We start from the raw sequence: 25807 nt of genomic DNA on the forward strand, positions 1-25807 counted from the left end.
GTATTCGGCGCGCTCCTCGCGGGGCGCGGGCGCGGTGGTGCGCGGCGCCGGAGCGGGTTCCGGGGCGGGCGGCTCATTGCGATCGGGCAGGATGGTGGCCAGCCCGCGCAGGGCACGGCCGAAGTCGGGATCGATCAGATCCGAGGCCGGATCATCCAGCGGCACAACCGAACCGCCGTGCGCGTCGGGCTGGTAGCGCCAATGCGCGGCAATGACCGAACGACCGGCCTGCCACTGCAATTGGGCGACCCAGTAACCCTTCTCGTCTTTCCAGGCATCCCATTCGGCGACGCCGATCTCATGACCGCGCTCGGCGAACGCCGCGGAGACGATCTCGATGAGGGTTTCGACGGCCGGACCGTCATTGCGCACCGGATGCGCCTGCTGTGCCAGCTCAGCGGCCCGGCCACGTTCCAGGAGAACGGGATACGCGAAGCGCTCCACTCGACTGGCGGGCATGCCCGACTCTTCGGTCACCTGCTCGACCGAGGCACCGGCACGGATTCGAGCCTGGATATCGCGAGGGCGCATCGTGGCTTCCGTTTCGATCTCGATTTGTCCGAATCGGGCAAGATCTCCGCGGGCGGCGGCACGCAGTTTGTCATCGGCGGGCAGCCGGTACTTCTGGCCGCTCTCGGTATCGATGCACACGATGTGCGTGGAATCGGGCGTCAATCCGATTACTCGAAGTTCACGCACCGTTACCTCCTTGTCACTGTGTCGAACACAGTGCTGCGTCTACACAGCTGTCAGGCTCGCTACACCGCCCACGTTCTGGAACAGTAGTGCACTTCTGTGGTTCGTGGGGTAAGACACGCGGCGCGGAAATCTGTCGCCAGACTCCCGCGCCGCATACTGTGTCTAAGTTTCGGGTTCAGCCGATCTGTCCGACAACCCAATCGATGCAGCGGGTCAGCTGCGACACATCCTCCGGATCGATGGCCGGGAACATGCCGACGCGCAACTGGTTACGACCCAGCTTACGGTACGGCTCGGTATCGACGATTCCGTTGGCGCGCAGCACCTTCGCAACCTGTGCGGCATCCACCGAGTCATTGAAATCAATGGTACCGACCACCTGCGAGCGATGCGCCGGATCCACCACGAACGGGGTGGCGAATTCGCTGGTCTCGGCCCAGTTGTACAGGCGCGAAGAAGAATCGGCGGTGCGCTTCACGCACCAATCCAATCCGCCGTTGCCATTCATCCATTCGATCTGATTCGCGAACAGCAACAGCGTGGCGAGCGCCGGGGTGTTGTAGGTCTGATCCTTGGTGGAGTTGTCCACCGCGATCGGCAGCGACAGGAATTCCGGGGTGAAACGACCGGAGTTCTTGATCTCCTCGACCCGAGCCAGCGCGGCCGGGCTCATCAGCGCGATCCACAGGCCGCCGTCGGAGGCGAAGCACTTCTGCGGTGCGAAATAGTACACATCCGAATCGGCGATATTCACCGGCAGACCGCCCGCGCCGGAGGTGGCGTCGATGGCGATGAGCGCGTTCTCCGAGCCCGCGGGGCGCGACACCGGAATGGCCACACCGGTGGAGGTCTCGTTGTGCGCCCAGCCGATGAGGTCGACCGAGGGGTCCGAGGTGGGCTCGGGCGCGCTGCCCGGCTCCGCCTTGACCACGATCGGATCGCCGATGAACGGGTTGGCCTTGGCCACCGAGGCGAACTTGGAGGAGAACTCGCCGTTGGTCAGGTGCAGCGACTTCTCGCGGATCAGGCCGAAGGCGGCCGCGTCCCAGAACGCGGTGGTGCCACCGTTGCCGAGCACGACCTCGTAACCGTCGGGCAGGGCGAACAATTCGCGCAGGCCGGAACGCACCCGCGCCACCACGTCCTTGACCGGCTTCTGCCGGTGCGAGGTGCCGAACACCGAGGCGCCGGTATCCACCAGGGACTGCAGCTGTTCGGGACGCACCTTGGAGGGTCCGCAGCCGAACCGTCCGTCGGCGGGCTTGAGATCGTCGGGGATGGTCGGGAACGCAGAGGTCATGGCGACAAGGGTAGAGGCTGCGCATCGGTCTCGAAACGAGTGGGTCGACCCTGCAACACGTTCGGACCTCGGGTTCCGGCAAACGGCGGGTATCGCTGTGGCGGAGACCACAGACCCACTACCGTTCAGCACCATGAACATGGCCGCGCACGAGCGACCTGGATCTTCCGCCGGGGTACCCGCCGAGTCCCCGAATTCGACCGCCACACAAGGTGTTTCCGCAGGTGCATCCGGGCACGGTGGGATTCCGGAGCCGCGGCCGAGCCTGTTGCGCCGGCTCGCCGGACTGCGGCTGTCCTCCCAATTCGGCTCGCACGGTCTGGCCGGGCGAGGTCCCGCGCTGGACGAGGCCGCGCGCCGGGAACTGCTCATGCACGGCGCCGAGGGCACCGCGACCATCCTGAGCGTGCGCTCCGAGGCGAAGAATGCGGCGCCCGAGTACCCCGATCCGCGCCCGGATTCCGAGCCGCGCCGGAGTCGGCCGGGCGTCGGCCGGGAGTTCTGGGTGCGCATCCAGCTCGAGGGCAGGCACGCCTACGAGACCCGGGTGCGGCAGCGCGTCAATACCCCTGACCAGGACTGGATGCAGCCCGGTGATGTGGTGAGCTGTCGCGTCGATCCGGGTGACCACGATCGCGTGGTGCTCTACGTGCCCGCCGTCGAGGAGGCGAGCCGCACCAATATCGCCAAGATCCTCGCCGACGGCCGCCGCGCGCGAGCCACCGTCCTGGCCGCCACCCCGATCGCCGCCGACTACACCGGCCGTGACGATCCGGTGCTGCGCCTGGACCTGGAACTGCGCGCCTGGGACGAACCGTCCCCCTGGCGGGTCCGCATCATCGCCCCCGTCCCGCTGCCCGCCCTGGAACTGGTGGACCTGGGCAGCCAGTTGGAGGTCGCCTTCTTCACCGTCGACCGCGGCGAATCCGTCGCCGTCGACTGGCACGCCTCCCATCTGCCCCTCTGACACCCGCTACCCGGCACGAGCAGCGTCCGCCATTCCGGCACGAGCGACACCCGTCGTCCCAGCACGAGCAGCACCCGCTCACCCGGCACCAGCAATACCCGTCGTCCCAGCACGAGCAGCACCCGCCCACCCGGCACCAGCAATACCCGTCGTCCCAGCACGAGCAATACCCGCCCACCCGGCACGAGCAATACCCGTCGTCCCGGCGTGGCCGGGATCCACCGGAGTCGAATCGATTTCGGTCGCTACGGGAGTCGGACGAATTGGAAACCGTTGGCCTTCAAGGCCGTCAGCGCGGCGTACATGCCGGGACCGGTGCCGGAGTTGGGGCGATGCATATGCGCGAGGGAGATGCCGCCGGGTTGCGCCTTCATCATGTTCGCCTGCACCTGGGCCGCGGTGGAGGTCGCGCCGTAATCGGCGTTGAGGGAGTAGCCGACCGGGGTTTCGCCCAGGTCCTGGACAATGGCCACCGCGAATTCGTCGTAATGCGCTGTGCCGCTGCGGAAGAAGCGCGGTGCGCGCCCGACCAGCCCGGTGAGGCGTTCGTGATTGCCCCAGACCTCGTCCACGGCCTCCTGCGCCGAGGCGGTGCCCTTGATCTCGTAGGCGGCGCGGCCGTTCACCGAGAGCGGCCGATGCGCGGTGCCGTGATTGGCGAGTTCGAAGAGCGGGTTGGCGGCGAGCTGCGCCGCGCGCGCCGGGTTCGCGTCGATCCAGCGCTTGTTGACGAACAGCGTGGCCGGAAGTTGCTGTGCGATGAGCAGACTCAGCAAATTCTCGTCGATGTCACTGTTACCGGGTCCGCCGCACGCGTCGAAGGTCAGCGCGAAACGTTTGCCGGCGGCGTCGAAGTTGGTGAGAATTCCGGGGATATCGGTCCCCCACTGCTGCGGCTTGCGCCCGGCGTATTTGGCGGCCACCGCGTCCGGGCTCAAACCGCCGTGCGCGAGCGGCAGTTTCGCCGGGGCCAGCCCCTTGTCCGTGCGGCTCAGCGGCGGTTCGAGTATGCGATCGTTCCCGCTCGCCCGCCCGCAACCGGCGGATACGTAACCGGCGGCCATGGCCGCGCCGACGGTGAGCAAACGTCTCCGGGAAAGTCCTGCATCGAACACCCGAGCAGGTTATGCCACCGGCGCCCCGAAGCCCAGGATTGAAATCTGTATTATTCGGACCTTCGCGGCCTCGCAACCAATTCACCACCACAATTCGGGCAAACGTAATTCATCGTTCGGCCGCAGGCTTCGCAGAACGTGCATTCGTACGAGCAGATGACCGCCGGACCCGACGCGGGCAATTCGACCGCCTCGCAACGTTCGCAGCGCGTCCGCATCTCCAATGCCATGTCGTACCTCCATGTTTCGGCTCTTCCCAGCCCCGACGCGCCATACCGGCCGCGGTGCTCCAGACTGTATCGGCCCAGTCACCTTGTCCGCCGGTAGCCGATCGGCGGCAATCGGGGGGTGCCCGGCGCCGCTTCTCCCTGCGGCGTCGGCCGTTTCGACTCGCAACAAGGAAGTACATGACCTACCCGAACAATCCGTATCCGCCGCAGCAGCCGGGCTACGGCTACCCGCCGCAGCAACCGCAGCAACCCCAGCAGCCCGGATACGGCTATCCGCCCCAGGACGCACAGCCCGGTTACGGCTATCCCCAGCAGCCCGCACAGCCCGGTTACTCACAGCCTGGTTATCCACAGCAGCCGCCGTCGCAGCCCGGTTATGCACAGCAGCCGCCCGCCCAGCCCGGTTATCCACAACAGGGTGGGTACGACTACCCCCAACAGCCCTATGGCACACCGCAACCCAGCATCGGCGGCTACTCCCCCTACGGCACACCGCAGTTGCCGTATGCGAGCTGGGGTGCGCGGGTGGGCGCGTACCTGCTCGACCTGTTGATGTTCTTCCTGCCCGGCGCGCTGCTGCAGCTCATCGCGACCACGGCCGGGACGGATTCACCGGACTGCTCGGCTCTGTACAACAGCGCCCACAGCTCGACGCCCAATTACAGCGCCGGATGCACCTCCGGCGGGATGAACACCCTCGGCACGATCTGCGTCCTGCTGGCGCTGGTCCTCTACGTCGGCGCGGGTCTGTTCCTGGCCTACCGCGAAGGCACCACCGGGCAGACACCGGGCAAGAAGATCGTCGGGATTCGCCTCGTGCGTGAAGCCACCGGGCAGCCGGTCGGCTTCGGCCTCGCCATCGGCCGCAAACTGCTGCACGCGGTCGACAGCATCGCCTGCTACATCGGCTGGTTGATGCCGCTGTGGGACAGCAAGCGCCAGACCCTGGCCGACAAGATCGTCAGCACCATCGTGGTGAAGGTGTAGTCAGCTGACACCGTGGATCCCGGTCGAAAACATGCCGGGATGACGTGGCCGGGCCGACTCGGAATGACGGGGCCCGGCCAGGTTCGAAACAGCCAGGTTCGAAACAGCGTGGCCCGCAGCGCAATTCGCTGCGGGCCACGGACTGTCCAGGGCGCTGCCTATCCGGCGCGCACCGAAATCACTTGCGGACGACGGTATCCCAGCCGGCCACGGTCTCGGGCTTGCGCGGGGCCGGGCCGGTGTAGATGGCTGCCGGGCGGACCAGCTTGCCGAGCTTCTTCTGCTCCAGGATGTGCGCACACCAGCCGGCGGTGCGGCCGCAGGTGAACATGGCGGGCATCATATGCGCCGGCACCTCGGCGAAGTCCAGGATGACCGCGGCCCAGAACTCGACGTTGGTCTCGATGGCGCGGTCCGGGCGGCGCTCGCGCAGCTCGGCCAGGGCGGCCTGCTCGAGTGCGGCGGCGACCTCGTAGCGCGGGGCGTCCAGGCGCTTGGCGGTGGCGCGCAGCACGCGGGCGCGCGGGTCCTCGGCCCGGTAGACCCGGTGACCGAAGCCCATGAGCTTCTCCTTGCGGTCCAGGATGCCCTTGACCAGCGCCCGGGCGTCACCGGACTGCTCGACCGCTTCGATCATCGGCAGCACGCGGGCCGGGGCGCCGCCGTGCAGCGGGCCGGACATGGCGCCGATCGCACCGGAGAGCGAGGCGGCCACATCGGCGCCGGTGGAGGCGATGACGCGAGCGGTGAAGGTGGAGGCGTTCATACCGTGCTCGGCGGCCGAGACCCAGTAGGCGTCGATGGCCTCGGTGTGCTTGGGGTCCGGGTCACCCTTCCAGCGGGTCATGAACCGCTCGGTAATGGTGGTGCACTCGTCGATCTTCTGCTGCGGCACCGCGGGCTGGTAGATACCGCGCGCCGACTGCGCGACATAGGACAGCGCCATCACCGAGGCGCGCGCGAGATTGTCGCGGGCGGTGTCGTCGTCGATATCCAGCAGCGGCTGGTAACCCCAGATCGGGGCGAGCATGGCCAGGCCGGCCTGGACGTCGACGCGGACGTCGCCGGTGTGGATCGGCAGCGGGAACGGCTCGGCGGGCGGCAGTCCGTGTCCGAACTCCCCGTCCACCAGGAGGGACCACACGTCACCGAAGGTGACCCGGTTCGCGACCAGGTCTTCGATGTCGACGCCGCGGTACCGGAGCGCGCCACCATCCTTATCCGGTTCGGCGATATCGGTGGTGAAAGCCACCACGCCTTCTAGACCGCTGACGAAATCAGCTGGGATGACAGGGCTGGCCGCAGCGCTGGCAGTCATGTTGTGACTCTCCTTGCAAATCGGGCTGCCCGATCCATGGGCAGCCACGCCGATCACTTAGACCTTAACGCGCGCATTACCGCGGAGTAACGTCTGGCCCATGCGCGACCAGGAGAATTACGCCACTCCCATCCTCGATATCGCGGCCCTGCGCGTGGAGTACGGAGTAGACGCCGGGGACAATCATCCGGGCCTGGAGACCGACCTCGACGAAAGCTGGCTGACGGACGGCTGGGAACCGTTGCTGCGCAACTGGATCGAGCACGCCACCGCCGCCGGACTGACCGATTCCAATGCCATGGTGCTGGCCACCGTGGAGCTGACCGAATCGGGTCCGAAAGCCGCCTCGCGGACCGTGCTCTGTAAAGGTCTGTCGCCCGAGGGTGTGACTTTTTACACGAATTACGAATCGTTCAAGGGGCGGCAGCTCACCGCGACGCCGTACGCGTCGGCGACTTTCGTCTGGCCCGCGCTCGGCAGGCAGATCACCGTGCGCGGTCCGGTGCGCCGGGTTCCGCCGGAGACCACGGCGGTCTACTGGCAGTCCCGGCCGCGCGGTTCGCAGCTCGGTGCGTGGTCCTCCCTGCAATCGCGGCCGATCGCCTCGCGTGCGGAGCTGGACCGTCAGCACGCCGAGGTGACCGCGCGTTTCGAGGGCGTCGATCCGATTCCGGTGCCGCCGCAGTGGGGCGGATTCCTGCTCGAACCGGAGTACGTGGAGTTCTGGCAGGGCCGCCGCAGCCGGATGCACAATCGCATTCGCGTCACCTTGGAGCCGGGCAATACCGACGTTTCCGCCATGAAGGTCGAGCGATTGCAGCCCTGACCAGCATGATCGCAATGGTTCGGCGCGTGGGGTTTCTCACGTCCGAATCATGGGACGACGGGGAAAAACGCTAGTCGCGGCACAATTCATCCCATTAATGTCACCGCGGTGAAGCTGCTCGCCGATATAACCCCCTTACGCAACGCCGATTACCGGAGGCTCTGGACCACCGGCATCGTCACGGTGATCGGCGCGCAGCTCTCGGTGGTGGCGGTGCCCAAGCAGCTCTACGACATCACGCACAGCTCCTCGTATGTCGGGCTGGCCGGACTCTTCGGCCTGATTCCGCTCATCGTCTTCGGGCTGTGGGGCGGCGCGCTCGCCGATGTGATGGACCGGCGCAAACTGCTGCTGATCACCAGCGCGGGCACCGGACTCACCGCGCTCGCCTTCTGGGGTCAGGCCGCGGCGGGGCTGAACAACCCCTGGCTGATCCTGATCCTGTTCTCGGTGCAGCAGGCGTTCTTCGCGGTGAATCAGCCCGCGCGCAGCGCCATCTACCCGCGTTTGCTGCCGGAAGATCAACTCCCCGCGGCCAATTCGCTGTCCATGACGGTCATGCAGTTCGGCGCCATCGCCGGGCCCGTGGTGGCGGGCATGCTGATTCCGGTCAGCGGCCTGTCCACGCTGTATCTGCTGGACTCCATCGCGCTGCTGGCCACGCTGTGGGCGACCTGGAAACTGCCGCCCATCCCGCCCACCGGTGAGGCCCGCCGCGCCGGATTGCGCGAGGTGCTGGACGGCTTCGTCTACCTGGCGACGCAGCGAATCCTGTTGGCCTCCTTCGCCGTCGACGTGGTGGCCATGGTCTTCGGCATGCCGCGCGCACTGTTCCCGCAGATCGCGCAGGACAGCTTCGGCGATACCGCCAGCAGCGGTCACGCCCTCGGCCTGCTGTTCGCGGCCATGTCGGTGGGCGCGGTGCTGGGCGGCGTCTTCTCCGGCTGGTTGTCGCGAATTCGGCGGCAGGGCTTGGCCGTTGTGGTGCTGATCGTGCTGTGGGGTGTGGGCATGGTGGGCTTCGGCCTGGCGGTCGGCGCGGCCGGGCACAGCCTGAGCACGACGGTGGCGCTGTGGATCGCGTTCGGGTCGCTGGCCTTCGGTGGTGCGGTCGACATGTTCTCGGCGGCCCTGCGCACCACCATGTTGCAGTCGGTGGCCACCGATGAGATGCGCGGCAGATTGCAGGGCGTGTTCATCGTGGTGGTCGCGGGCGGACCCCGAATCGGTGATGTTGCACACGGTTTCGCGGCGGCGGCGGTGGGTACCGCCGCGGCGGCCGCGGGCGGCGGGGTGCTCGTGGTGATCGGCATGGTCGTCGCGGCGCTGATCTTCCCGGCCTTCGTTCGCTACCGGGTGGCACGCGCGCACGCCGAAATTCCCGCCTGAACGTCTCATAAGAATCTTCCAAGGAGTTCGCAAAGACCGGCCCCTAACTTCATGTGCGTCACCAGCTCAGGCACTACCGATGCACGGGGAAACATCATGCGGAGTCTCTTCACGACCAAGGCCGTCACAGCCACCCTCACCATGACCGCCCTCGGCTTCGCCGGGCTCGTCGTTCCGGCCCAGGCGAACGCCTCCGGAACCAGTTGGGGCGCGATCGCCGTCTCCGACGAGGGCAATTGGCATGCCTCCTGGAACTATTCGACCAAGGAGGACGCCAAGTCCGAGGCGCTGAACCGCTGCAACGGCCACAACTGCGAGGTGCTGGTGGCCTTCACCGACTGCGGTTCGATCAGCTACTCCCGGAGCCAGCACCAGTACGTGGGCCGCTACGGCGCGACACGCGAGGAGGCCGAGGACCGCGCCCGCGTGGCTTTCGATTCGGAAATCATCAAGACCGTTTGCAACGACTAGCCACCGCCTGCGGAGTGACCGGCGCGGTTCATGCTCATAGCGCATAACCGCGCCGATCCTCACATCGCGACCATGTGACTGTGAGGTAGCAAAGGGACACCCTCGTTAGTCGGGCTTACCGGACAGCGACTAGCGTTGAAGCAAGCGCGTCGTGCGCCACCGCGCCGAAGCCTATGGTTTCAAGCCTGAGAGGGATCCTTCCGTGCCCGCTGAGAACATCATCAACGTCGACGACGACGCCAAGCCGGTGCTTAGCTACCCCGGCGGTGAGTACCCGATGACGGTCGCCAAGGCCGTCGAGGGCAACGACGGGATCGACCTGGGCAAGCTGCTCGCCAGCACCGGGTACGTGACCTACGACCCCGGTTTCATGAACACCGCGTCGACCAAGTCGGCGATCACCTACATCGACGGTGAAGCGGGCATCCTGCGTTACCGCGGCTACCCGATCGAGCAGCTGGCCGGAAAGTCGACCTTCATCGAGGTCAGCTACCTGCTCATCTACGGTGAGCTGCCGACCCAGGCCCAGCTCGACGACTTCACCGACCGGATTCGGCGGCACACCCTGCTGCACGAGGATCTCAAGCGCTTCTTCGACGGCTTCCCGCGCAACGCGCATCCGATGCCGGTGCTGTCCTCCGCGGTGAACGCGCTGTCGGCCTACTACCAGGACTCGCTGGATCCGCGCGATCCCGAGCAGGTCGAGTTGTCCACCATTCGACTCCTGGCCAAACTGCCGACCATCGCGGCGTACGCCTACAAGAAGTCGGTCGGTCAGCCGTTCCTGTACCCGGACAATTCGCTGTCGCTGGTCGAGAACTTCCTGCGGATGACCTTCGGCTTCCCGGCCGAGCCGTACGAGGTCGACCCCGAAGTCGCCGCGGCGCTGGACATGCTGCTCATCCTGCACGCCGATCACGAGCAGAACTGCTCGACTTCGACTGTGCGCCTTGTCGGTTCGTCCGACGCCAATCTCTTCACCTCCGTCTCCGGCGGTATCAACGCGCTCTGGGGTCCGCTGCACGGCGGCGCCAACCAGGCCGTGCTGGAGATGCTGGACGAGATCAAGGCGAACGGCGGCGACGTCAAGGAGTTCGTGCGCAAGGTCAAGAACAAGGAAGACGGCGTGAAGCTCATGGGCTTCGGGCACCGCGTCTACCGCAACTACGACCCGCGCGCCGCCCTGGTCAAGAATGTCGCCGACACCATCCTGCAGAAGATCGGCGGCGATGATCAGCTGCTCGATATCGCCAAGGCGCTGGAAGAGGCCGCGCTGACCGATGAGTACTTCATCGAGCGCCGCCTGTACCCGAACGTGGACTTCTACACCGGCGTCATCTACCGCGCCATGGGCTTCCCGACCCGCATGTTCACCGTGCTGTTCGCCATGGGCCGGCTGCCGGGCTGGATCGCGCACTGGCGCGAAATGCACAGCGAGCCTTTGAAGATCGGCCGCCCGCGGCAAATCTACACCGGTCACGCCGAGCGTGACTACCGCGGTATCACCGAGCGCTGAACCCGGCCGCGTAGTACCTGACATCGAACCCGCCTCCGGCACAACGGAGGTGGGTTTCGTCGTTCCGGAAGCTGTTCCGGCAACAAGGTTTCGGTATTGCAAGGACTTGTTAAGAAGACCATCAGTCCCGACCGGCACAGTAGTTCTCACGAGATCGAGACGATCTCGACCGGGGGGGACGTCACCGGGGAGGGTGGCGGAGGTACCGGGGGGATGTCACCGGGGAGGGTGACGAATCGGAGGGGACGTCACCAGGGAGGGTGGCAAAACCGGGGGGACGCCATCGGGGGGTGGCGTATCGGGGGACGCCATCGGGGGGTGGCGTATCGGGGGAAACGCCATCGGGGGGTGGCGGAGTCCGAAGGCGGCGAAGCGCGGGGAGGCGCGATGGCGGGGAGGGACGGCAGGGGCGAGTGGCGTCACCCGAAGGAGTTCGGGGGCGGGTGACGCCACCCGGGGGGAAAATCGAATGCGCCGGGGTTCGGATTCATGGGATGGTCGAACCATGGCACTTGCGAATGGTATTACCCTGCGTTCGGCCACCGAGAGCGATTTTCCCGCCATTGTCGAGCTGGCCGAGGTCTGCTTCGGTATGCGCTACGACAGGGTCGAGATCGACAATATCCCCGGCCTCTTCCCCACCGACCGCGCCATTGTCGCGGTCGACGACGGGCAGATCGTCGGCCACACCGTGGACACCACCATGACGGTCACCGTGCCCGGTGAGGGCACCGTTCAAGCCTGCGGCGTCTCCTCGGTGACGGTCGCGCCCACGCATCGGCGGCGCGGCATCCTGCGCGCGCTCTACACCGAGCAGCACGCCCGCACCGAAGCCGAGGGCGTTCCGCTGACCATGTTCACCGCCAGCGAGGGCACCATCTACGGCCGCTTCGGCTACGGCCCCGCCACCGTCGCGAACGAGGTCTCCATCGACCGTAAGAAGGCCGAATTCCGGCCCGGCACACCGGATCCCGGTGGGGTGCGGACCGCGAAACTTGCCGATTCGCACGACCATATCCGCGAGGTGTACGACCGGTGGCGGCGGCTCACGCCCGGCGCCCAGGCCCGGCCCGAGGCCAACTGGACCATCTGGTTCGCCGATCCGGAGCGCTTCCGCGACGGCGCGTCCACCCTGTTCGTCCTGACCCATCCGGACGGCTATGTGCTGTACCGGCGGCAATGGCGTGATGACGAATCGGTCGCCACCGTCGCCGAATTCCGCGCGGTCACCCTGGAGGCGCATATCGCGCTGTGGCGGGTGCTGCTCAGCATGGACCTGCTGGACAGGGTGGAAGCCGAACTCGTCGATGACGATCCCCTGCCCTGGCTGGTGACCAACCCGCGGCTGGTCCGCACCAAGAGCCGTTACGACGGGGTGTGGGCGCGCATCATGGACGTGCCCGCCGCACTGTCCGCGCGCACCTACCGCACCGACCTGGACATCGTCCTCACCGTCGCGGACCCGTTCCGCGACGCGGGCGGCAATTTCGCGCTGCGGGTCCGCGACGGCGTGGCCGAATGCGCGCCCACCGGCCGCTCGGCGGATCTCGAACTCGGCATCGACGTACTGAGCAGCCTGTACTTCGGCGCTCATCGCGCGCGGGTCTTCGCCGCCGCCCACCGAATCCAAGCGAAGGACCCCGCGGTCCTGCGGGCCTTCGACGACGCTTTCGCCGGCGACCGCGATCCCGAGTTGGGCTGGTTCTTCTGACCGCCGGCACCGGGAAAGTCAGGGTTTTCCCGGTGCCGCGGCCGTGATCGCGCTGGCATGCTGGAGGGCGTGAAACCGATTCAGTTGCTTCTGAACATCCTGTGGCTGGTGCTGGTCGGATTCTGGATGGCCGTCGGGTATGTGATCGCCGGACTCATCTGCTGCGTTCTGATCATCACGATTCCGTGGGGTATCGCCTCGTTCCGGATCGCCTCGTTCGTGCTGTGGCCGTTCGGGCGCGAGGCCGTGGAGAAGCCGGGGGCGGGGGCGGGATCGCTCATCGGGAATGTCATCTGGGTGATCTTCGCGGGGTGGTGGCTGGCGCTGGGGCATCTGTTCACCAGCATCGCGCTGGCCATCACGATTATCGGGATCCCGTTCGCCTGGGCGAATCTGAAGCTCATCCCGATCTCACTGTTCCCGCTGGGGCGCGAAATCGTGCCCAGTGACCGGGCTTTCGCCGCCTGAACCGCTCCGCGCCCGCGGTGCGCGCACGAAGATGTTGGGCATGCAAGACAATCCGCTGTGGGCGTCCGGCCCGGAGATCCCGCGCCTGACGCCCGCCGAGACCGCTGAACGCGGACTGAACACCCGGCTTCATGGAGGTCGCAATCCTCGATGATCGATTCCGGTCACCGCGACCCGCAAGCTCGATAAGCCGACCCTGCGCCGCGCGTCCTGGCTCACCGAAGATCCGGTCTACCTGGGTGATACGAAATCACTGGAGTACCGACCACTCACGCCCGGACTGGCCGCCGAATTGCTCGCCGAGTACCTCCGGTACGGCCGCTCGCCGAGCTGAGCGCCACTGCTACTCCGACTGGTCGACGATCTGCTTCATGATGCCGACGGCCTGCGCCAGCACCGACAGCTGATCCGGGCTCAACCGGGAGAGCTGTTCGGTCATCCAGGCTTCGCGGGCGTGCGTCTCATCGGCGATGAGTGCGCGCCCGTTCTCGGACAGCGAGACGATGATCTGCCGGCCGTCGGTCGGGTGCGGATCACGTTGTACCAGCGCCATTTCCGACAGGGACGCGATCACCCGCGTCATGGACGGCGGTTGTACGCGCTCCTTGGCCGCCAGCCCGCCCGGGGTCATCGCCCCGTCGCGATTGAGCGTCGCGAGCGCGGAGAGCTGGGTCAGCGAAATCTGGGCATCGGCGCGCCTACCTCGCAGATGTCGCGTCAAGCGCACCACCGCCAGCGACAGTTCACCGGCGAGCGCTCGAATATCGGGAGGCGTTGTCACAGAGCGAAACGATACGGGACGCCCCGCGCACGGGACGCCTGTTCGTGCGGTCCCGCGGTACACCCGCACCGACATGCAGGATTCGAGCCCCGCCACCGGGCGGCGAACCCACCGGTACGCGCCCCCACTCCCTATTACCCCCGCACTGGTTACGCTGAAACCTGTGACCCAGCCCGTCCCGGAAATCCCACCGCGCTTCACCGACCCGCGCCCGGTGCTGGCCATCGGCAGCATCGGCTTCCTGATCGCCAGTATCGCGGTCTGGCTGAACGACGACTGGGCCACCGCCCGCCCCGTCTGCCTGATGGGGCTGGGGGTCGGACTGCTCGGCTACACCATCTTCGCCATTCAGCGCCGGGGTGCGCGGCGCGGGGACAAGGGCGCGCAACTCGGACTGGACTGAGCCGAAACACCCCCTGCCATCCCGGAACGACCAGCCTGGTCATCCCGGAACGACAAGTCTCATCATCCCGGCGCGCTTTCGGGCGGGATCCACCGAAACAGGTTGCCGCGCCGCGAGTGTGGATCCCGGCCGAGAACATGCCCGGATGACGGGGGCGGCTCAGGCGATGTCGAATTCGTTCGAGGTTCCGGTGAACGGGCGCAGGCTGCCGTCGGCGGCGAGCTGATCGGCGAAGTGCTGGAAGCGGTAGCGGCCCGCCGCGGTCCCGGCCGGAATGTCCCAGGTAAACCGGGCTTTCGAGATATCCGTACCACTGCGGGCCCAGTAGAACTTGACCGCCCACTCGCCCTCGTTGGCGACCCGGGTCCAGCCGGATCCGTTGGCGCGCTGCACTTCCAGGAACGTCCCATTGCGGCGGGCGTTGTGTTTCGGGTGCGCGGAGACGAATTCGACCGCGGCCTGGTCACCGGGGGCATAGCTCGCGGCGGGCTGGGTGAGCACCTCGCCGAAGTTCGCGCCGGGCGGTGTGGCGTCCGGACCGGGCGCGGCGGCGAAATTGGGCTGCAGAGTGGACACATCACGCGGGGCGGGTCCGCGCGGCACCCGCTGCTGGGCGGCGAAAGCCGTTGCGAGCCGGTGGAATTCCTGCTGATAGGCGGGCAGGGTATAGCGGCCGTACAGCGTGGATCCGCCCTCGTACTGCTGGGCGTCGTACTCCTCGGGGGTGGCCACGTACTCGTGATAGCAGTTGGCGTAGCCCTGCATGAGTACCTGTTCGAGCGGAACGCCCAGCGCCTCGGCGACCACGCGGCGAATGCGCAGACCGGAAGTGATGGTGAATTCCGCTCCGCCACAGGCGAGATAGAGCTCGCCGATGCGCACGAGCTGCAACGGCACCACACTCGGCACCCACGGCACCGGCGGCATGATGCCCAGGGGCGCGACGATCGCTTTGGGGGCCTGCGCGTCGGCGAGCCAGTCCGGAATCGGCTGGTTGACGCCACCGAGCGCGTCCACGAACGGATTTCGCACCCCCTCGGGAATGGGGATGCCGGGCAGGCCCGGGCCGTCCTCGGTACTGCCCGCGATGAGGGATACGCCCGCGCAGGCGGGTGCGGTATGGCGCGGCTGCCCGCTCGGCGTCCAGCGGCCGTCGACCTCGATATCGGCGATGTCGATATAGCAGAGCATGCTGTCGACCGGTCCGCTCAGCGGCCGGGCCGCGGCGAGAGCGGCCTTCCCCGCGCGGTATTGGCGATCGCCGATGATCCGGGTGTTCTCGAATTCGTTCCGTGTCGGCCCGTCGGTGGGATGAAGATTCAAGTTGGGCGACATATCGCCGGAGTTGGTCTGCGGGAAGGCCGCCACGAAATCGCAGCCGTCCAGATAGCGGACGCCGTGTTCCTCGTGCTCGAACGAGTATGAGGCGTAACCCTTGTTGTCGGCGCTGATGAGCCGGTTGGTATTGCTCATCGAGGTGTTGTGGGTGGCGAACCAGGTGATGACGCCGATCTCGCGACCGCCCCGGCGCAGCGACAGCACGGTGACGGCCGGATCGATGGCATCGGGGTAAACCTGTTTATCCGCTTCGGGATTGCGCTCCCAGGCGATCCGGGAACGGTTCACACTGGCGTCGTGCAGTTCACCCCGGCCCAGGGCCAGGCTGCCGGGCGCGAGATCGGCGTCGGCGGCGACGATGGCCTCGACGATGCCGTTCACCTCGGCGTCGTACACCTGCTGCTGGAATCCGAGAATGGACAGGTTGTAGGCGTAGTCATTGCTGGAGCCGCCGCAGGTGGCGTGCGAATGCGTCGAGGTGAGCAGGACGTTCTGCTCGGTGTAGCGATCTCCGAATCGCTTGGCGAGTTCGGTCATGACGCCGCGGTGCACGGATTGGAAGATCATGCCGTTGTCTGCGACGACGTAGACCAGGCGCTGCGCCTGGGTGCCGAAGACGAAGGCGCGGGCGCGCGGGCGCAGGTGGATACCGGCGGTGTCCTGTCCGAATTGCGAGTAACCCATCATGCCGCATTCGGCAGCCGGACCGGTTATGTCTGAAATGCCCACTCCGACGAGGTATTCGCCGGAATCCGCGTGCGCCACACCCTGCGGTTGCGCGAATGTCGCCGAAACAGCGAGGGCCGCGGTGCCCACCGCGGCGCCGGCCAGCACGGTTCTGCGCGAGACGGTCGCGACCTCGCTCGGATCGGCCGTTCCGTTGTCCGACAGCGCCATTCGCGTCTCCTTCCGTTCCGGAAGGCAGCGAACCATAGAACTGGACGTTCGTCCAGTCAAGAATTTCGCAGCGCGCGAATTGACTGCACGCTTCCCGGACGCTTAACTCCCTGGAGTGTCCTCCCGATTGAGCGTCGAAGAACGACGGGCCCACCTTATCGAGGCGGCCATCGGCCTTGCCGAAAAAAAGGGCGTGGCAGGAGTTACCACGCGCGATGTTGCACAGGCAGCCGGTGTTTCGCTCGGTGTGGTGCATTACTGTTTCGAAAACAAAGACCAGCTGATGACCGAGCTGGTCAAGGCGCTTTCGATGGAATTGCGAGATTCCGTCGATGCCAACGAAGCGGTATGGCAAGACGTCGGAACTGGAAAAGAAGCGCTTCAAAAATTGGTGCGCGCCGCCCTGGAACTCATGTGGCTCAACGTTGAAGCCACACCCGAACGACAACTACTCACCTACGAAACCACCACCTACGCACTACGCGAAGGCGAACAAACTCCGGCGAAACTCGCAATCGCTCGCGAGCAGTACACGTTCAACGACTCCACACTCGCCGACATCGTCGAACACGCCCGCGAAGCCACCGGCACCCAGTGGGATATTCCCGTCGCCACGCTGAGCCGCTTCACGCTCAACGCCATCGACGGCATCGTGCTGCGCTGGCTCGTCGACAATGACAGCGCCGCGGTCCGCGAACAGCTGGACCTCCTAGCAACCATGGTCTGCTCACACGCCTCCTGAACAATCCACCCTCCCCCGGCGCGCGAATCCCTCGCGCGCCGGAGTCATTTCAGCTGCCCTCGCGCGGGGACCGCACGTGCGTGGTGTCCCCGACCTGCCACCACGGGACCGAGACGGTGGCTTCCACCGCGCCGGTGAGGCGGACGCGGAGTTCGTCGTGGATGACGAGTTCGCCTGTGCGGGTTGGGGTGCCGAGTTGCAGGCGGAGCAGGATGCCGAGCGGGTCCGCGCTCCAAGTGGTCGCGCGGCCGGTGCCGAGCACCTCCGCGGTGACCGCCTCCGAGGCCAGGGGCAGATCCAGCAGTGCGGCAAGGGAATGCGCCGTGGCGATATCACCCACCACCAGGCGGTCGGCGGGCAGCGCGGGGCCGAACCAGGGCTGGTCCAGGACCAATGCGTCGGCCGGATCGATGACCGCACCCGACAGCGCGCGGACCTGACCCGGGAAATCGAGGTCGTCGACATCGAGCAGGCCCGCCGCCATGGCCTCGGCGAGGCGGCGGTGGGTGATCGAAATCGCTTCGGGGGTGGGCATTCTCGCCGGATCCGCGAGCGCGTCCAGGAGCTCCTCCGCCAGTTGGGCGGTCATGATCTCGGGAGCGGACAGCACACCGCGCAGGATGCGCAGATCCGGATCGGCGAAGCCCGCAATCGCGGGGAGCAGGCCGTGCAGGCTCTCATCCTCGGGATGGCGCATGAGGCCCAGCGGGATGCCGTCGATCTGCGCGTGCTTACGCAACCACCAGGCCGTGTAGCCGTCGCGATCGGCGAGCAGCGGGCGGGTGGTTTCGTCGGAGAGCAACAGGCGCAAGGCTTCCGGCCACTGGTCCTCGTCCACCAGGTCCAGGTCGCGGACCGCCCGCAGCACCGGCGGATCCTCCCGCAGATCCTCCCACCAACGGTCCTCGTCATCGAGGTGATGATCCGGACCGGTGGGATCCTCCTCGATCAGCACGGTGAAACTCCAGCCGACGCCGATGGCGCGCAAGGCATCCCGGCCGTATCGCTCCAGGGTCTGTTCGGCGATGGTCTCGAACGGCGACTCGGCCACCAGCACCCGGGCCAGCGGGGCGCCGGGCAGCAGGAGTTCGTCGGCGGGCAGCAATTCCCCGGTGCCGTCCGGCAATTCGAGCAGGCCGAGCCAGGAGGGCAGGGTGCCGGGCAGTGCGTGCGCGGCCAGGTTCAGCACCGCCTCCACGGTATCCGGATCGCTCGGGTCGTCCTCCAGAATCGCTTGCAGGGCAGGGTCGTTCAGCAGATCCTCGGGGGTCGCGGCGCGCGCGCCGAGGCGGCCCAGCAGATCGTGCGCGGCCTCGGGATGCACCAGGCGCGCCCAGTGCACCGGAATGGCCGTCTCCAGTTGATCATCCAGGACCACCGTGCGCGGACCCGTCACCACCCGGCCGTCGGCGAGCGGCACCGCGAGCGCGCCCAACTCCTCCACCGACAGCGGATCCAGCACGAACGGCTCCAGGGTGTCGTAGAACGCATACCACCACTGCGCCGGGCGTTCCAGGCTGCCGGACAGCTCCGCTATCCGGGCCAGACCGAGACGATGCACGTCCAGGGCGCCGAGCGCGTCCGATCCGGGGCGGCCGGAAAGCTCCGGGATAACCAGGGGGCCGACCAGCTCCGCCAGCAAACCCGCCAATTCGGCGGTCACACCGGTGAAGACGCTCGCGTGACGCGGCTCGACCGCGGTCGGCCCGGACTCGGGCATGCGTTGCGGGGGCTCGGTCGATTCGCGTGAAAGATCATGGCCGAGAACACCATTCACGCTCGGCTCCGAACCCATGAGATCGAGTTCGAGCTGGAGTTCGGCCTCGGAGGTCCCGGGGGCGGGTGCGGCGGCCCGCGCGGCATTCGCAGCGAGGGCGGCATCGATATCGAGCAGCGGATCGGCACCCGATCGCGGGTCGCCACCGGGGGCCGTATCCGGTCCCCGTAAGACCGGCAGCCAGGCGGTTTCCCGGAGTTCGGCGAGCAGGGCCTCGCGCAGCGTGGCATCCGCCTCGCTGCGGGCGAAGCCCGGGGTGGGTACCAGCACCAGACGATCCGCGGGCGGCAGCGCCAACGCGAAATCGGCGTAGCCCGAGGCCAATTCGGCGATCCGGACGCCCGGCAGCAGACGGCGGCGATCCGGTTGCATCGGAATGTCGGCGATCAGCAACGCCGGCAGCGACAATTCCTCATCCGACCGGGTCGGGGCACGCAGCACATCCGGCGCGGCGGTAACCGGACGGCCCTGCCGAACCGGCAGCAACCAGCGTGAGCGCGCGGTCCGGAACTGCCACCAGCGGCGGTCCTCCCATTCGCCGGTGATCCGCAATTCCTGTATGCCGTTGTCCAGATCGGTGACCGCACTGGTGATCTCGTCACCGGCGATCCGAATGCTGTGCAGGGCGGGCAATTCCAGCAGCAGATCCACCGCTTCGGCGCGCATGCCCGCGAGCAGGGCCTCGGCGCCCACGTCGTCGCGGAGCCGCAGCACGATCTCACTGTCGAATCCGGTCGCGGGCTCCGCGTCCTTCGGCCAGACCAGGCGCAGGGCGGGCGGGGCGAAATCCTGGTCCACATCCGGGATTTCCACCCCTTCCGCGCGCATGAGGGCCAGCGTCTCGGCCCGGGAGAAGCGCACCGAACCACCGGTGGAAAGAAACTCGATCTCGTCCGAAACGCTCAGTACGGCGGTGAAGCCGACACCGAAGCGGCCCACCGCGGCATCGGCACCGGATTTGGCCGACGCGCGCAGCGCGGTCAGCGCGTGTACACCCGAAACATCCAGCGGCACACCTGTATTGGCGATATGCAGGGTGCGCCCATCCAGTCGGACATCGACCTTTCCGGCCACCCCCGCCTTGGCGGCGGCATCGGCGGCGTTCTGCGCCAACTCGGTCAGCAGCCGATCCCGATAGCCCGCGCGCACCAGATCCGCCTCGGTGGCGGCGTCCTCGCGCAATCGGGTGGGCGAGCCCAGCCAGGCGGCGATCACCCCCGCCCGCAGTCCCGCGGTATCGAACGGATCCCCCACTGCCCTACCGCCGTTCAACCCACGCATCCTTCCGCTCGTGTGCGCCCGGCCGCCGCGATACCACCCGCCGTGCCCGAATCAGCCGGAAGGCACGACGAAGCGCGGCGGGAACCGCCGTGCTGAATTCAAACCCGGGCGGGACCGAATGACCCAACCCGCTCACCGTGTCGGCGTCCGATATCCCGGCCGCGCGCGCCGTCGACTACTCCGGGGCTCCGGAGTCCTCCGGCCGCACCGCACCGGTCTCGGCCTCCACGCGCACCGCGCTCACACCCCAGGCGTCATCGACCACCGCATCGGGATCGGCCATATCGAACGGGGCGGGAATGACATTGTCCGCGGGCGTGCTCGGCTCCGCGGCGGTGGTCGATTCGGGCGCGACGGCGTCCGAAATACCTTCGACCGCAGTGGAATCCGATGCATCGGTGAAATTCGACGCCCCGGTGAAATTCGACGCCCCGGTGAAATTCTCGGCGACGGCGGCCGCTTCGACAGTCACCACGGATCCGGCGTCGGACAGCGGTTCGGCCACCGTCACCGCCTCGCCCGCGTTGTCGACGATCGCGGCCGACGCCGCGGTGCTCGACGCCGCACTGCTCGACTCCGCACTGCTCGAATCGGCAGTGCTCGAATCGGCAGTGCTCGAATCGGCAGTGCTCGAATCCGCTTCGGCGGCAATATTATTCGCGGGCGTAGCCACAGCTTCGCCGACCACTGCCTCAGCCGCGGGAGCCTCTGCCGCAGCCGCAGCCGCAGCCGCTGGAGCCTCCACTGCGAGGGCGTCGGTCTCCACCACGCCAACTGGAGTCTCCACCGCGCCAGCCGTGGTCTCGGGGGCAGGCTCCGGCTTACGGAGCTCCGCCGCCGGAATCACGTCGAACGCGGCGTCGTCGAAAGCCTCGAAGGCCGGGGAGCCCGCACCGGTGGGAAGTTCGGTATCGGAGTGCGCGCCGCAGCCGTATTCCACATGCACCACACGGCCGTCCGCGCCCATGGCGTTGGCGCAGACGCCGAACGCGGCGCGCAGACCACCGGCGAGCGGCACGAAGAATCCGCACGCACCACAGGTTCCCGGTGCGGCACGGGCCATATCGGTATCCGGGCCGAATTCGGAGAACCAGCGCTCGGCGGCCTCCTCGCGGCCTTCGCGGCTCAGCACCTGGGGGCGGCCGAGGCCGAGTTCCAGGGCGACCTCGTCGACGACCGGATCACCGGTGGCCAGATAGCCGGGGACCAGACGGGGGTCACCGGCGGGCGGGGCGAGCAGATCGCCGGGCGCGAGATCCCCGGGGCGGATGCGCTGATCCCAGGGCAGGAAGTCGGGTGCGATGAGTGCGTCGGGGCCGGGCAGCAGCGCCGATTCGCTCACCGTGACATGGGTCGCCTCGGGCGGGGCGGCCACCACGACCGCCCACTGCCAGCCGCGATAGCCCGGCAACGTGGCCTCGAAGTGATGGGTGGCCGCCGAATCATCGTCGGCGGTGACACCGATATGCCTGCCGACACCGAGCGGCTCCAACTCCAGGAGCGCATGGCGAGCCAGGTCGACCGCCTCCGCCAGGATCGGCCGAACACCGGACTCCGAAACTCCAACCGCGCTCACGCCCTACATTTTGCCGTATGGAGCGCAAACGTCGTGCACCGGTAGCGGCCGGGAAGATCGTGCTGTCCACAGCCATGTGCCTGGCCGCCGCAATCACCGCATGCGACAGAGCTGACGACACGCCGAGTCTGCGAGTCGAAGTCATCGCGACTCGCCCGCACGACACGCAGTCCTTCACCGAAGGACTCGAGATCGACGGGGACACGCTGTACGAAAGCACGGGGCTGTCGGGCCTGTCGGATATCCGCGCAAGCACCCTCGACGGCGCGCACGAGTTCGCGCGCGCCGAGCTGGCCGCACCCCTGTTCGGCGAGGGCATCACCAGGGCCGGGGACCTGCTGTGGCAGCTCACCTACCGGGACGGCATCGCCCTCGCCCGCGACCCGAAAACCCTTGCCGAACTGCGCAGAACCACCTATGAGGGCGAGGGCTGGGGCCTGTGCACCCGGGGCGAGCGCATTGTCATGAGCAATGGCGGCGACACCCTCACCTTCCGCGATCGGAATACCTTCGCGCCCACCGGAACCATCACGCTCACCAGCCATCGGGGCAGTCGGCTCAATGAACTCGACTGCGCCCCCGACGGTTCGGTCTACGCCAATGCCTGGCCCACCGACACCATCCTGCACATCGACCCCGAAACGGGCGCTGTCCTGCACACCATCGACGCCTCCGCACTGTATCCGCGGGCGGAGCGACTGCCCGGGGCCGATGTCCTGAACGGCATAGCCGCCGTGCCCGGCACCGACCATTTCCTGCTCACCGGAAAGAAGTGGCCCACCACATACGAAGTCCGTTTCACCCCCGCCTGAGCACCGATTCGACACGCCCGAATTGCGATGTTCGGGAGGATTTGTGGCGGTGCACACCCGCCGTAGTGACGACGCTGTCGTTCGACACTGCAAGAATTGACCGCGTGACGACTCCCCGCGACCCTGACGCCGACTCCGGTCGGTGGGGGGATGAGGAGTCTCCGCTCATCGAACGGCATCCCGGTTACGACCGGTATCCGCCCGCCAACAAGCCGTCGCGACCGGCAACCGGGAGCGAGTCCGAGGTGCCGGAGTTCCTGGCCCACCGCACCCCCGCACAGCCCTCCGACACGCCCGGCCCCGCGCCCGGATCGGGAAAACCGGCCGACCAGCACCGGCACATCTCGCGATGGTCCCGCCGCCGCTCCGAGCCGATCCCGCCGGAAACCCCGCACACCAAGCCCTTTCCCGCACGGCCCGAGCACTCGCAGGTCGCCCGGCCGGAAACGACTCGGCCGCTGCCGCATTCGCATGAGCGGAACGGTGAGACCGAGCAGATCAGCGATGCCGGACTGCACAAACCGCCGCGCAAGCTCACCGTGACCCGGGTGGCCGCGCGGCGCAGTATCGAGCTGACCGAGCGCGGTTTCGCGACCTTCCAGCGGGCCGCCAAGGCGGACGGGGCCGAGGAGTCCGGGCTCACCGCGCTGGTCTACGCGACCATGGCGAACTTCGCCACCGATGCCGCGGTTGCCGTGGCATTGGCCAACACCCTGTTCTTCGCCAGTGCGACAGCCGAATCCAAGACAAAGGTCGCGCTGTACCTGTTGATCACCATTGCCCCGTTCGCGGTGATCGCACCCCTGATCGGCCCCATGCTGGACCGCTTGCAGCGCGGTCGCCGACTGGCCCTTGCCGGTTCGTTCGCTGTGCGTGTGCTGGTGGCGGTGCTGCTGATCTTCAATGTGGACAACTGGGCGCTCTACCCGCTCGCGTTGTGCATGATGATTCTGAGTAAATCGTTCTCGGTATTGAAGAGCGCGGTCACACCGCGCGTACTCCCGCCGGGAATCGATCTGGTGCGCACCAATTCCCGGCTCACCGTCTTCGGCCTGGTGGGCGGCACGCTGGGCGCGGGCGGTGTGGCGGGTCTCATCGCCTCGGTGGCGCATTCGGCGGGCGCACTGCTGTTCGCGGCCGTATTGGCCGGAGCCGGTTGCTATCTCAGCCTGAAGATCCCGTCCTGGGTGGAGGTCACCGAGGGCGAGGTGCCCGCTACCCTGACCTATCACGGTGATGATTCGCACACCGAGGTGCTGGACGCCACCAAGGCCGCGCAGATCCAGCCCGGCAACCGCCGTCAGCCGCTGGGCCGCGCGGTGGTCACCGGTCTGTGGGGCAATGGCACCGTCCGTGTCCTCACCGGATTCCTCACCTTCTATGTGGCGTTCGTCGCCAAGGCCACCGAACACCGCCCGGTGCAGCAGGCCGCCATGCTCGGCTTGGTCGGCGCGGCCGCCGCCATCGGCAACTTCGCCGGCAATGCCACGGGCGCGCGCATGAAATTGGGCCGCCGACCCTGATCGTGCTGCTCTGCACGCTCTCCTGCGTCGCGGCCGCAGCCGCGGCCATCGTGCTGAACAACCTGATCGGCGCGATCGCGGCCACTCTGGTCGCCGCGGGTGCGAGCGCACTGGCCAAGGTCTCGCTGGACGCCGCCATTCAGGATGACCTGCCCGCCGAATCCATCGCCTCCGGTTTCGGCAGGTCGGAGACGGTTTTGCAGCTGTCCTGGGTGATCGGCGGCGCAATGGGCGTGCTGCTGCCCACCGACTGGTGGAAAGGTTTCGCTGCGGTCACGGCGGTGATGGCGCTGGGGCTGGCGCAAACGGCGGTCAGCTACCGTGGACATTCGCTGCTGCCCGGTTTGGGCGGCAATCGACCGCAGCACGCGCAGCAGGAGATCCCCGGCGCTCACGGCACCGGGGAGCCCACCCAGTGAGGACAGGAATCAACGGTGAGCAAACCGAAAGCCCGCACGATCGTCGCGCTACTCGCGGCCCTGCTCGTGGTGGCCGTGGCCTATGTCGCCGTCATCGTGGTGGTGGCCCAGCGCGCGAGCGAGCCGGAGCCGGAGATCACCGCGTACGCGCACGGTAAAGCGGTTACGGTGCGGCCCTTCATGTTCTGCGATCCGAAGGTCGCGAACAGCCAGATCGATCTGAACGACTGCGACACCAGCGAATCGATCTCCAACCTGGATGTGCCCTCGGGCACGCCGCTGCAGATCTCGCTGCCCAAGGAGATCGCGAACGCGCCCTGGCGGATGAAGCTCTGGTACCGCATCCCCGGCGACAATGTCGCCGTCGGCGCGTTCTCCTATGACGATTACAAGAAGGGCCTGGTCAACACCGAGGTCAAGAGCGACGGCACGCCGTACGCCATCACGGTGCCCACCCCGAAAGATCCGCAGATCACCCTCGCCGTGGCCGAGCTGTACCTGCCGGTGCCCGCCATGGACGCGGCGGGCAATGTGGGCTGGGTGCCCAGCGCCATCTGGTCCATCCACACCCCGGCGTACCAGGGTCTCGAGATCCAGTGACGTAAACGCGAGCGGCACAGGCCTTCTCGCGGACGACGAGGCCCCGGTGAGTCGAACTCACCGGGGCCCGTTGATTTTTCGGCCGCGACCTAAGCGTCGCGCTCGCGCGCGAGCTAGTGGTCGAGCTCGCGCGCGACGCCGCGCACAACCTCGGCGATGCGCTGGGCGGTCTTGCGATCCGGATACTTGCCGCGGCGCAGATCGGGCTGCACCTTGGTCTCCAGAATCGTGATCATGTCCTCGATGAGGCCGTGCAGCTCATCGGTGGACTTGCGATTGATCGGGCCCTCGCCGCGGGGCCGGCGTTCACCGCGTTCGCGCTCCGGCCCACGGACAGTGGGGGTTTCGAGCAACTTCAGGCTCAGCGCCTGCGGACCGCGGCGACCCGCCGCCATCCCGAATTCGACCCGCTGTCCAGGCTTGAGCGCTTCGACACCTTCGGGCAGCGCCGACGATCGAACATAGACGTCCTCACCCTCGTCCTGGGAAAGGAAGCCGAAGCCCTTTTCGACGTCGTACCACTTCACCTTGCCGGTCGGCACTGCGCTCACCCGTTCGTCATTCGATGCCCGGGCTCGCCGGGCACAGCTGTTGGCTGTCGGACCAATCGTCCGCAACCTTGCGTTTGCGAAAAGAACGCGCCCCACAGCGATGGCAGGAC

General features: G+C 67.3%; 22 protein-coding genes and 1 pseudogene. 13 read left to right on the forward strand and 10 right to left on the reverse strand.

Annotated elements, in window-relative coordinates:
• On the reverse strand, positions 1–699 hold a 699-nt coding region (gene sepH, locus NA10_RS14600; RefSeq protein ID WP_218021523.1), incomplete at its 3' end, for a septation protein SepH.
• Between the two features lie 175 nt (positions 700–874).
• A complete protein-coding gene (serC, locus tag NA10_RS14605) occupies positions 875–1999 on the reverse strand; it encodes a phosphoserine transaminase (protein ID WP_067568373.1) in 1125 nt (374 codons plus the stop codon).
• A 133-nt stretch (positions 2000–2132) separates the two neighbouring features.
• Here serC and NA10_RS14610 point away from each other — a divergent pair, with 133 nt between their 5' ends.
• Positions 2133–2966 (forward strand): hypothetical protein, encoded by an 834-nt coding sequence (locus tag NA10_RS14610; protein WP_245677207.1) that lies wholly within the window; start codon positions 2133–2135, stop codon positions 2964–2966.
• Positions 2967–3211: 245 nt separating this feature from the next.
• Here the strand turns inward: NA10_RS14610 and NA10_RS14615 are convergent, their stop codons facing one another.
• Positions 3212–4081: a polysaccharide deacetylase family protein gene (locus tag NA10_RS14615; protein WP_245677208.1), complete on the reverse strand. Its 870-nt coding sequence runs from the start codon at positions 4079–4081 to the stop codon at positions 3212–3214.
• A gap of 50 nt (positions 4082–4131) precedes the next feature.
• Entirely contained in the window at positions 4132–4311 is a 180-nt protein-coding gene (locus NA10_RS35600; RefSeq protein ID WP_084514676.1) for a DUF1272 domain-containing protein, read from the reverse strand.
• A gap of 177 nt (positions 4312–4488) precedes the next feature.
• Here NA10_RS35600 and NA10_RS14620 point away from each other — a divergent pair, with 177 nt between their 5' ends.
• Positions 4489–5298, forward strand: coding sequence for an RDD family protein (locus tag NA10_RS14620; RefSeq protein WP_067568374.1), 810 nt, complete (start codon positions 4489–4491; stop codon positions 5296–5298).
• A gap of 178 nt (positions 5299–5476) precedes the next feature.
• Here the strand turns inward: NA10_RS14620 and NA10_RS14625 are convergent, their stop codons facing one another.
• Complete coding sequence (locus tag NA10_RS14625; protein ID WP_067568375.1) at positions 5477–6616, reverse strand: citrate synthase 2; 1140 nt, start codon at positions 6614–6616, stop codon at positions 5477–5479.
• 100 nt (positions 6617–6716) lie between these two features.
• Here NA10_RS14625 and pdxH point away from each other — a divergent pair, with 100 nt between their 5' ends.
• The 6 genes from pdxH (at position 6717) to NA10_RS14655 (ending at position 12997) form a co-directional block, all read left to right on the forward strand.
• A complete protein-coding gene (gene pdxH / locus NA10_RS14630; protein ID WP_067568376.1) occupies positions 6717–7442 on the forward strand; it encodes a pyridoxamine 5'-phosphate oxidase in 726 nt (241 codons plus the stop codon).
• 108 nt (positions 7443–7550) lie between these two features.
• Complete coding sequence (locus tag NA10_RS14635) at positions 7551–8831, forward strand: MFS transporter (protein WP_067568377.1); 1281 nt, start codon at positions 7551–7553, stop codon at positions 8829–8831.
• Between the two features lie 96 nt (positions 8832–8927).
• Positions 8928–9302, forward strand: a complete 375-nt coding sequence (locus NA10_RS14640; RefSeq protein WP_067568378.1) for a DUF4189 domain-containing protein — start codon at positions 8928–8930, stop codon at positions 9300–9302.
• Between the two features lie 202 nt (positions 9303–9504).
• Positions 9505–10818 carry a citrate synthase gene (locus NA10_RS14645; protein WP_084514680.1) on the forward strand — a complete coding sequence of 438 codons (1314 nt, stop codon included), beginning with the start codon at positions 9505–9507 and terminating at the stop codon, positions 10816–10818.
• Between the two features lie 505 nt (positions 10819–11323).
• Positions 11324–12529 (forward strand): GNAT family N-acetyltransferase, encoded by a 1206-nt coding sequence (locus NA10_RS14650; RefSeq protein ID WP_067568379.1) that lies wholly within the window; start codon positions 11324–11326, stop codon positions 12527–12529.
• 57 nt (positions 12530–12586) lie between these two features.
• Positions 12587–12997: a YccF domain-containing protein gene (locus NA10_RS14655; protein ID WP_174562515.1), complete on the forward strand. Its 411-nt coding sequence runs from the start codon at positions 12587–12589 to the stop codon at positions 12995–12997.
• Between the two features lie 343 nt (positions 12998–13340).
• On the opposite strand, the gene NA10_RS14660 is transcribed toward NA10_RS14655, so the two are convergent.
• Entirely contained in the window at positions 13341–13778 is a 438-nt protein-coding gene (locus NA10_RS14660; protein WP_067568380.1) for a MarR family winged helix-turn-helix transcriptional regulator, read from the reverse strand.
• A 163-nt stretch (positions 13779–13941) separates the two neighbouring features.
• On the opposite strand from NA10_RS14660, the gene NA10_RS14665 reads away from it, so the two are divergent.
• Positions 13942–14181: a DUF2530 domain-containing protein gene (locus NA10_RS14665; RefSeq protein ID WP_067568381.1), complete on the forward strand. Its 240-nt coding sequence runs from the start codon at positions 13942–13944 to the stop codon at positions 14179–14181.
• Positions 14182–14340: 159 nt separating this feature from the next.
• Here the strand turns inward: NA10_RS14665 and NA10_RS14670 are convergent, their stop codons facing one another.
• Positions 14341–16416 (reverse strand): neutral/alkaline ceramidase, encoded by a 2076-nt coding sequence (locus NA10_RS14670; RefSeq protein WP_067568382.1) that lies wholly within the window; start codon positions 16414–16416, stop codon positions 14341–14343.
• 127 nt (positions 16417–16543) lie between these two features.
• Here NA10_RS14670 and NA10_RS14675 point away from each other — a divergent pair, with 127 nt between their 5' ends.
• A complete protein-coding gene (locus NA10_RS14675; protein WP_245677209.1) occupies positions 16544–17158 on the forward strand; it encodes a TetR/AcrR family transcriptional regulator in 615 nt (204 codons plus the stop codon).
• A gap of 49 nt (positions 17159–17207) precedes the next feature.
• On the opposite strand, the gene NA10_RS14680 is transcribed toward NA10_RS14675, so the two are convergent.
• Together NA10_RS14680 and NA10_RS39530 are read right to left on the reverse strand one after the other, a co-directional pair.
• Positions 17208–20207: a sacsin N-terminal ATP-binding-like domain-containing protein gene (locus NA10_RS14680; protein ID WP_245677210.1), complete on the reverse strand. Its 3000-nt coding sequence runs from the start codon at positions 20205–20207 to the stop codon at positions 17208–17210.
• Between the two features lie 184 nt (positions 20208–20391).
• Entirely contained in the window at positions 20392–21792 is a 1401-nt protein-coding gene (locus tag NA10_RS39530; RefSeq protein WP_084514684.1) for a DUF3027 domain-containing protein, read from the reverse strand.
• Between the two features lie 17 nt (positions 21793–21809).
• Between NA10_RS39530 and NA10_RS14690 the strand changes: the two genes are divergently transcribed.
• The 3 genes and pseudogenes from NA10_RS14690 (at position 21810) to NA10_RS14700 (ending at position 25146) form a co-directional block, all read left to right on the forward strand.
• Entirely contained in the window at positions 21810–22604 is a 795-nt protein-coding gene (locus tag NA10_RS14690; protein ID WP_067568384.1) for a glutaminyl-peptide cyclotransferase, read from the forward strand.
• 104 nt (positions 22605–22708) lie between these two features.
• Positions 22709–24546 (forward strand): annotated as a pseudogene (locus tag NA10_RS14695) (MFS transporter).
• Positions 24547–24561: 15 nt separating this feature from the next.
• Positions 24562–25146 (forward strand): DUF2771 family protein, encoded by a 585-nt coding sequence (locus tag NA10_RS14700; protein ID WP_067568385.1) that lies wholly within the window; start codon positions 24562–24564, stop codon positions 25144–25146.
• 113 nt (positions 25147–25259) lie between these two features.
• Here the strand turns inward: NA10_RS14700 and NA10_RS14705 are convergent, their stop codons facing one another.
• Positions 25260–25688, reverse strand: coding sequence for a cold-shock protein (locus NA10_RS14705; protein ID WP_174562516.1), 429 nt, complete (start codon positions 25686–25688; stop codon positions 25260–25262).
• Between the last annotated feature and the right edge of the window lie 119 nt (positions 25689–25807).

Source organism: Nocardia acidivorans NBRC 108247 (genome assembly GCF_001625085.1).
Taxonomy (GTDB): Bacteria; Actinomycetota; Actinomycetes; order Mycobacteriales; family Mycobacteriaceae; genus Nocardia; species Nocardia acidivorans.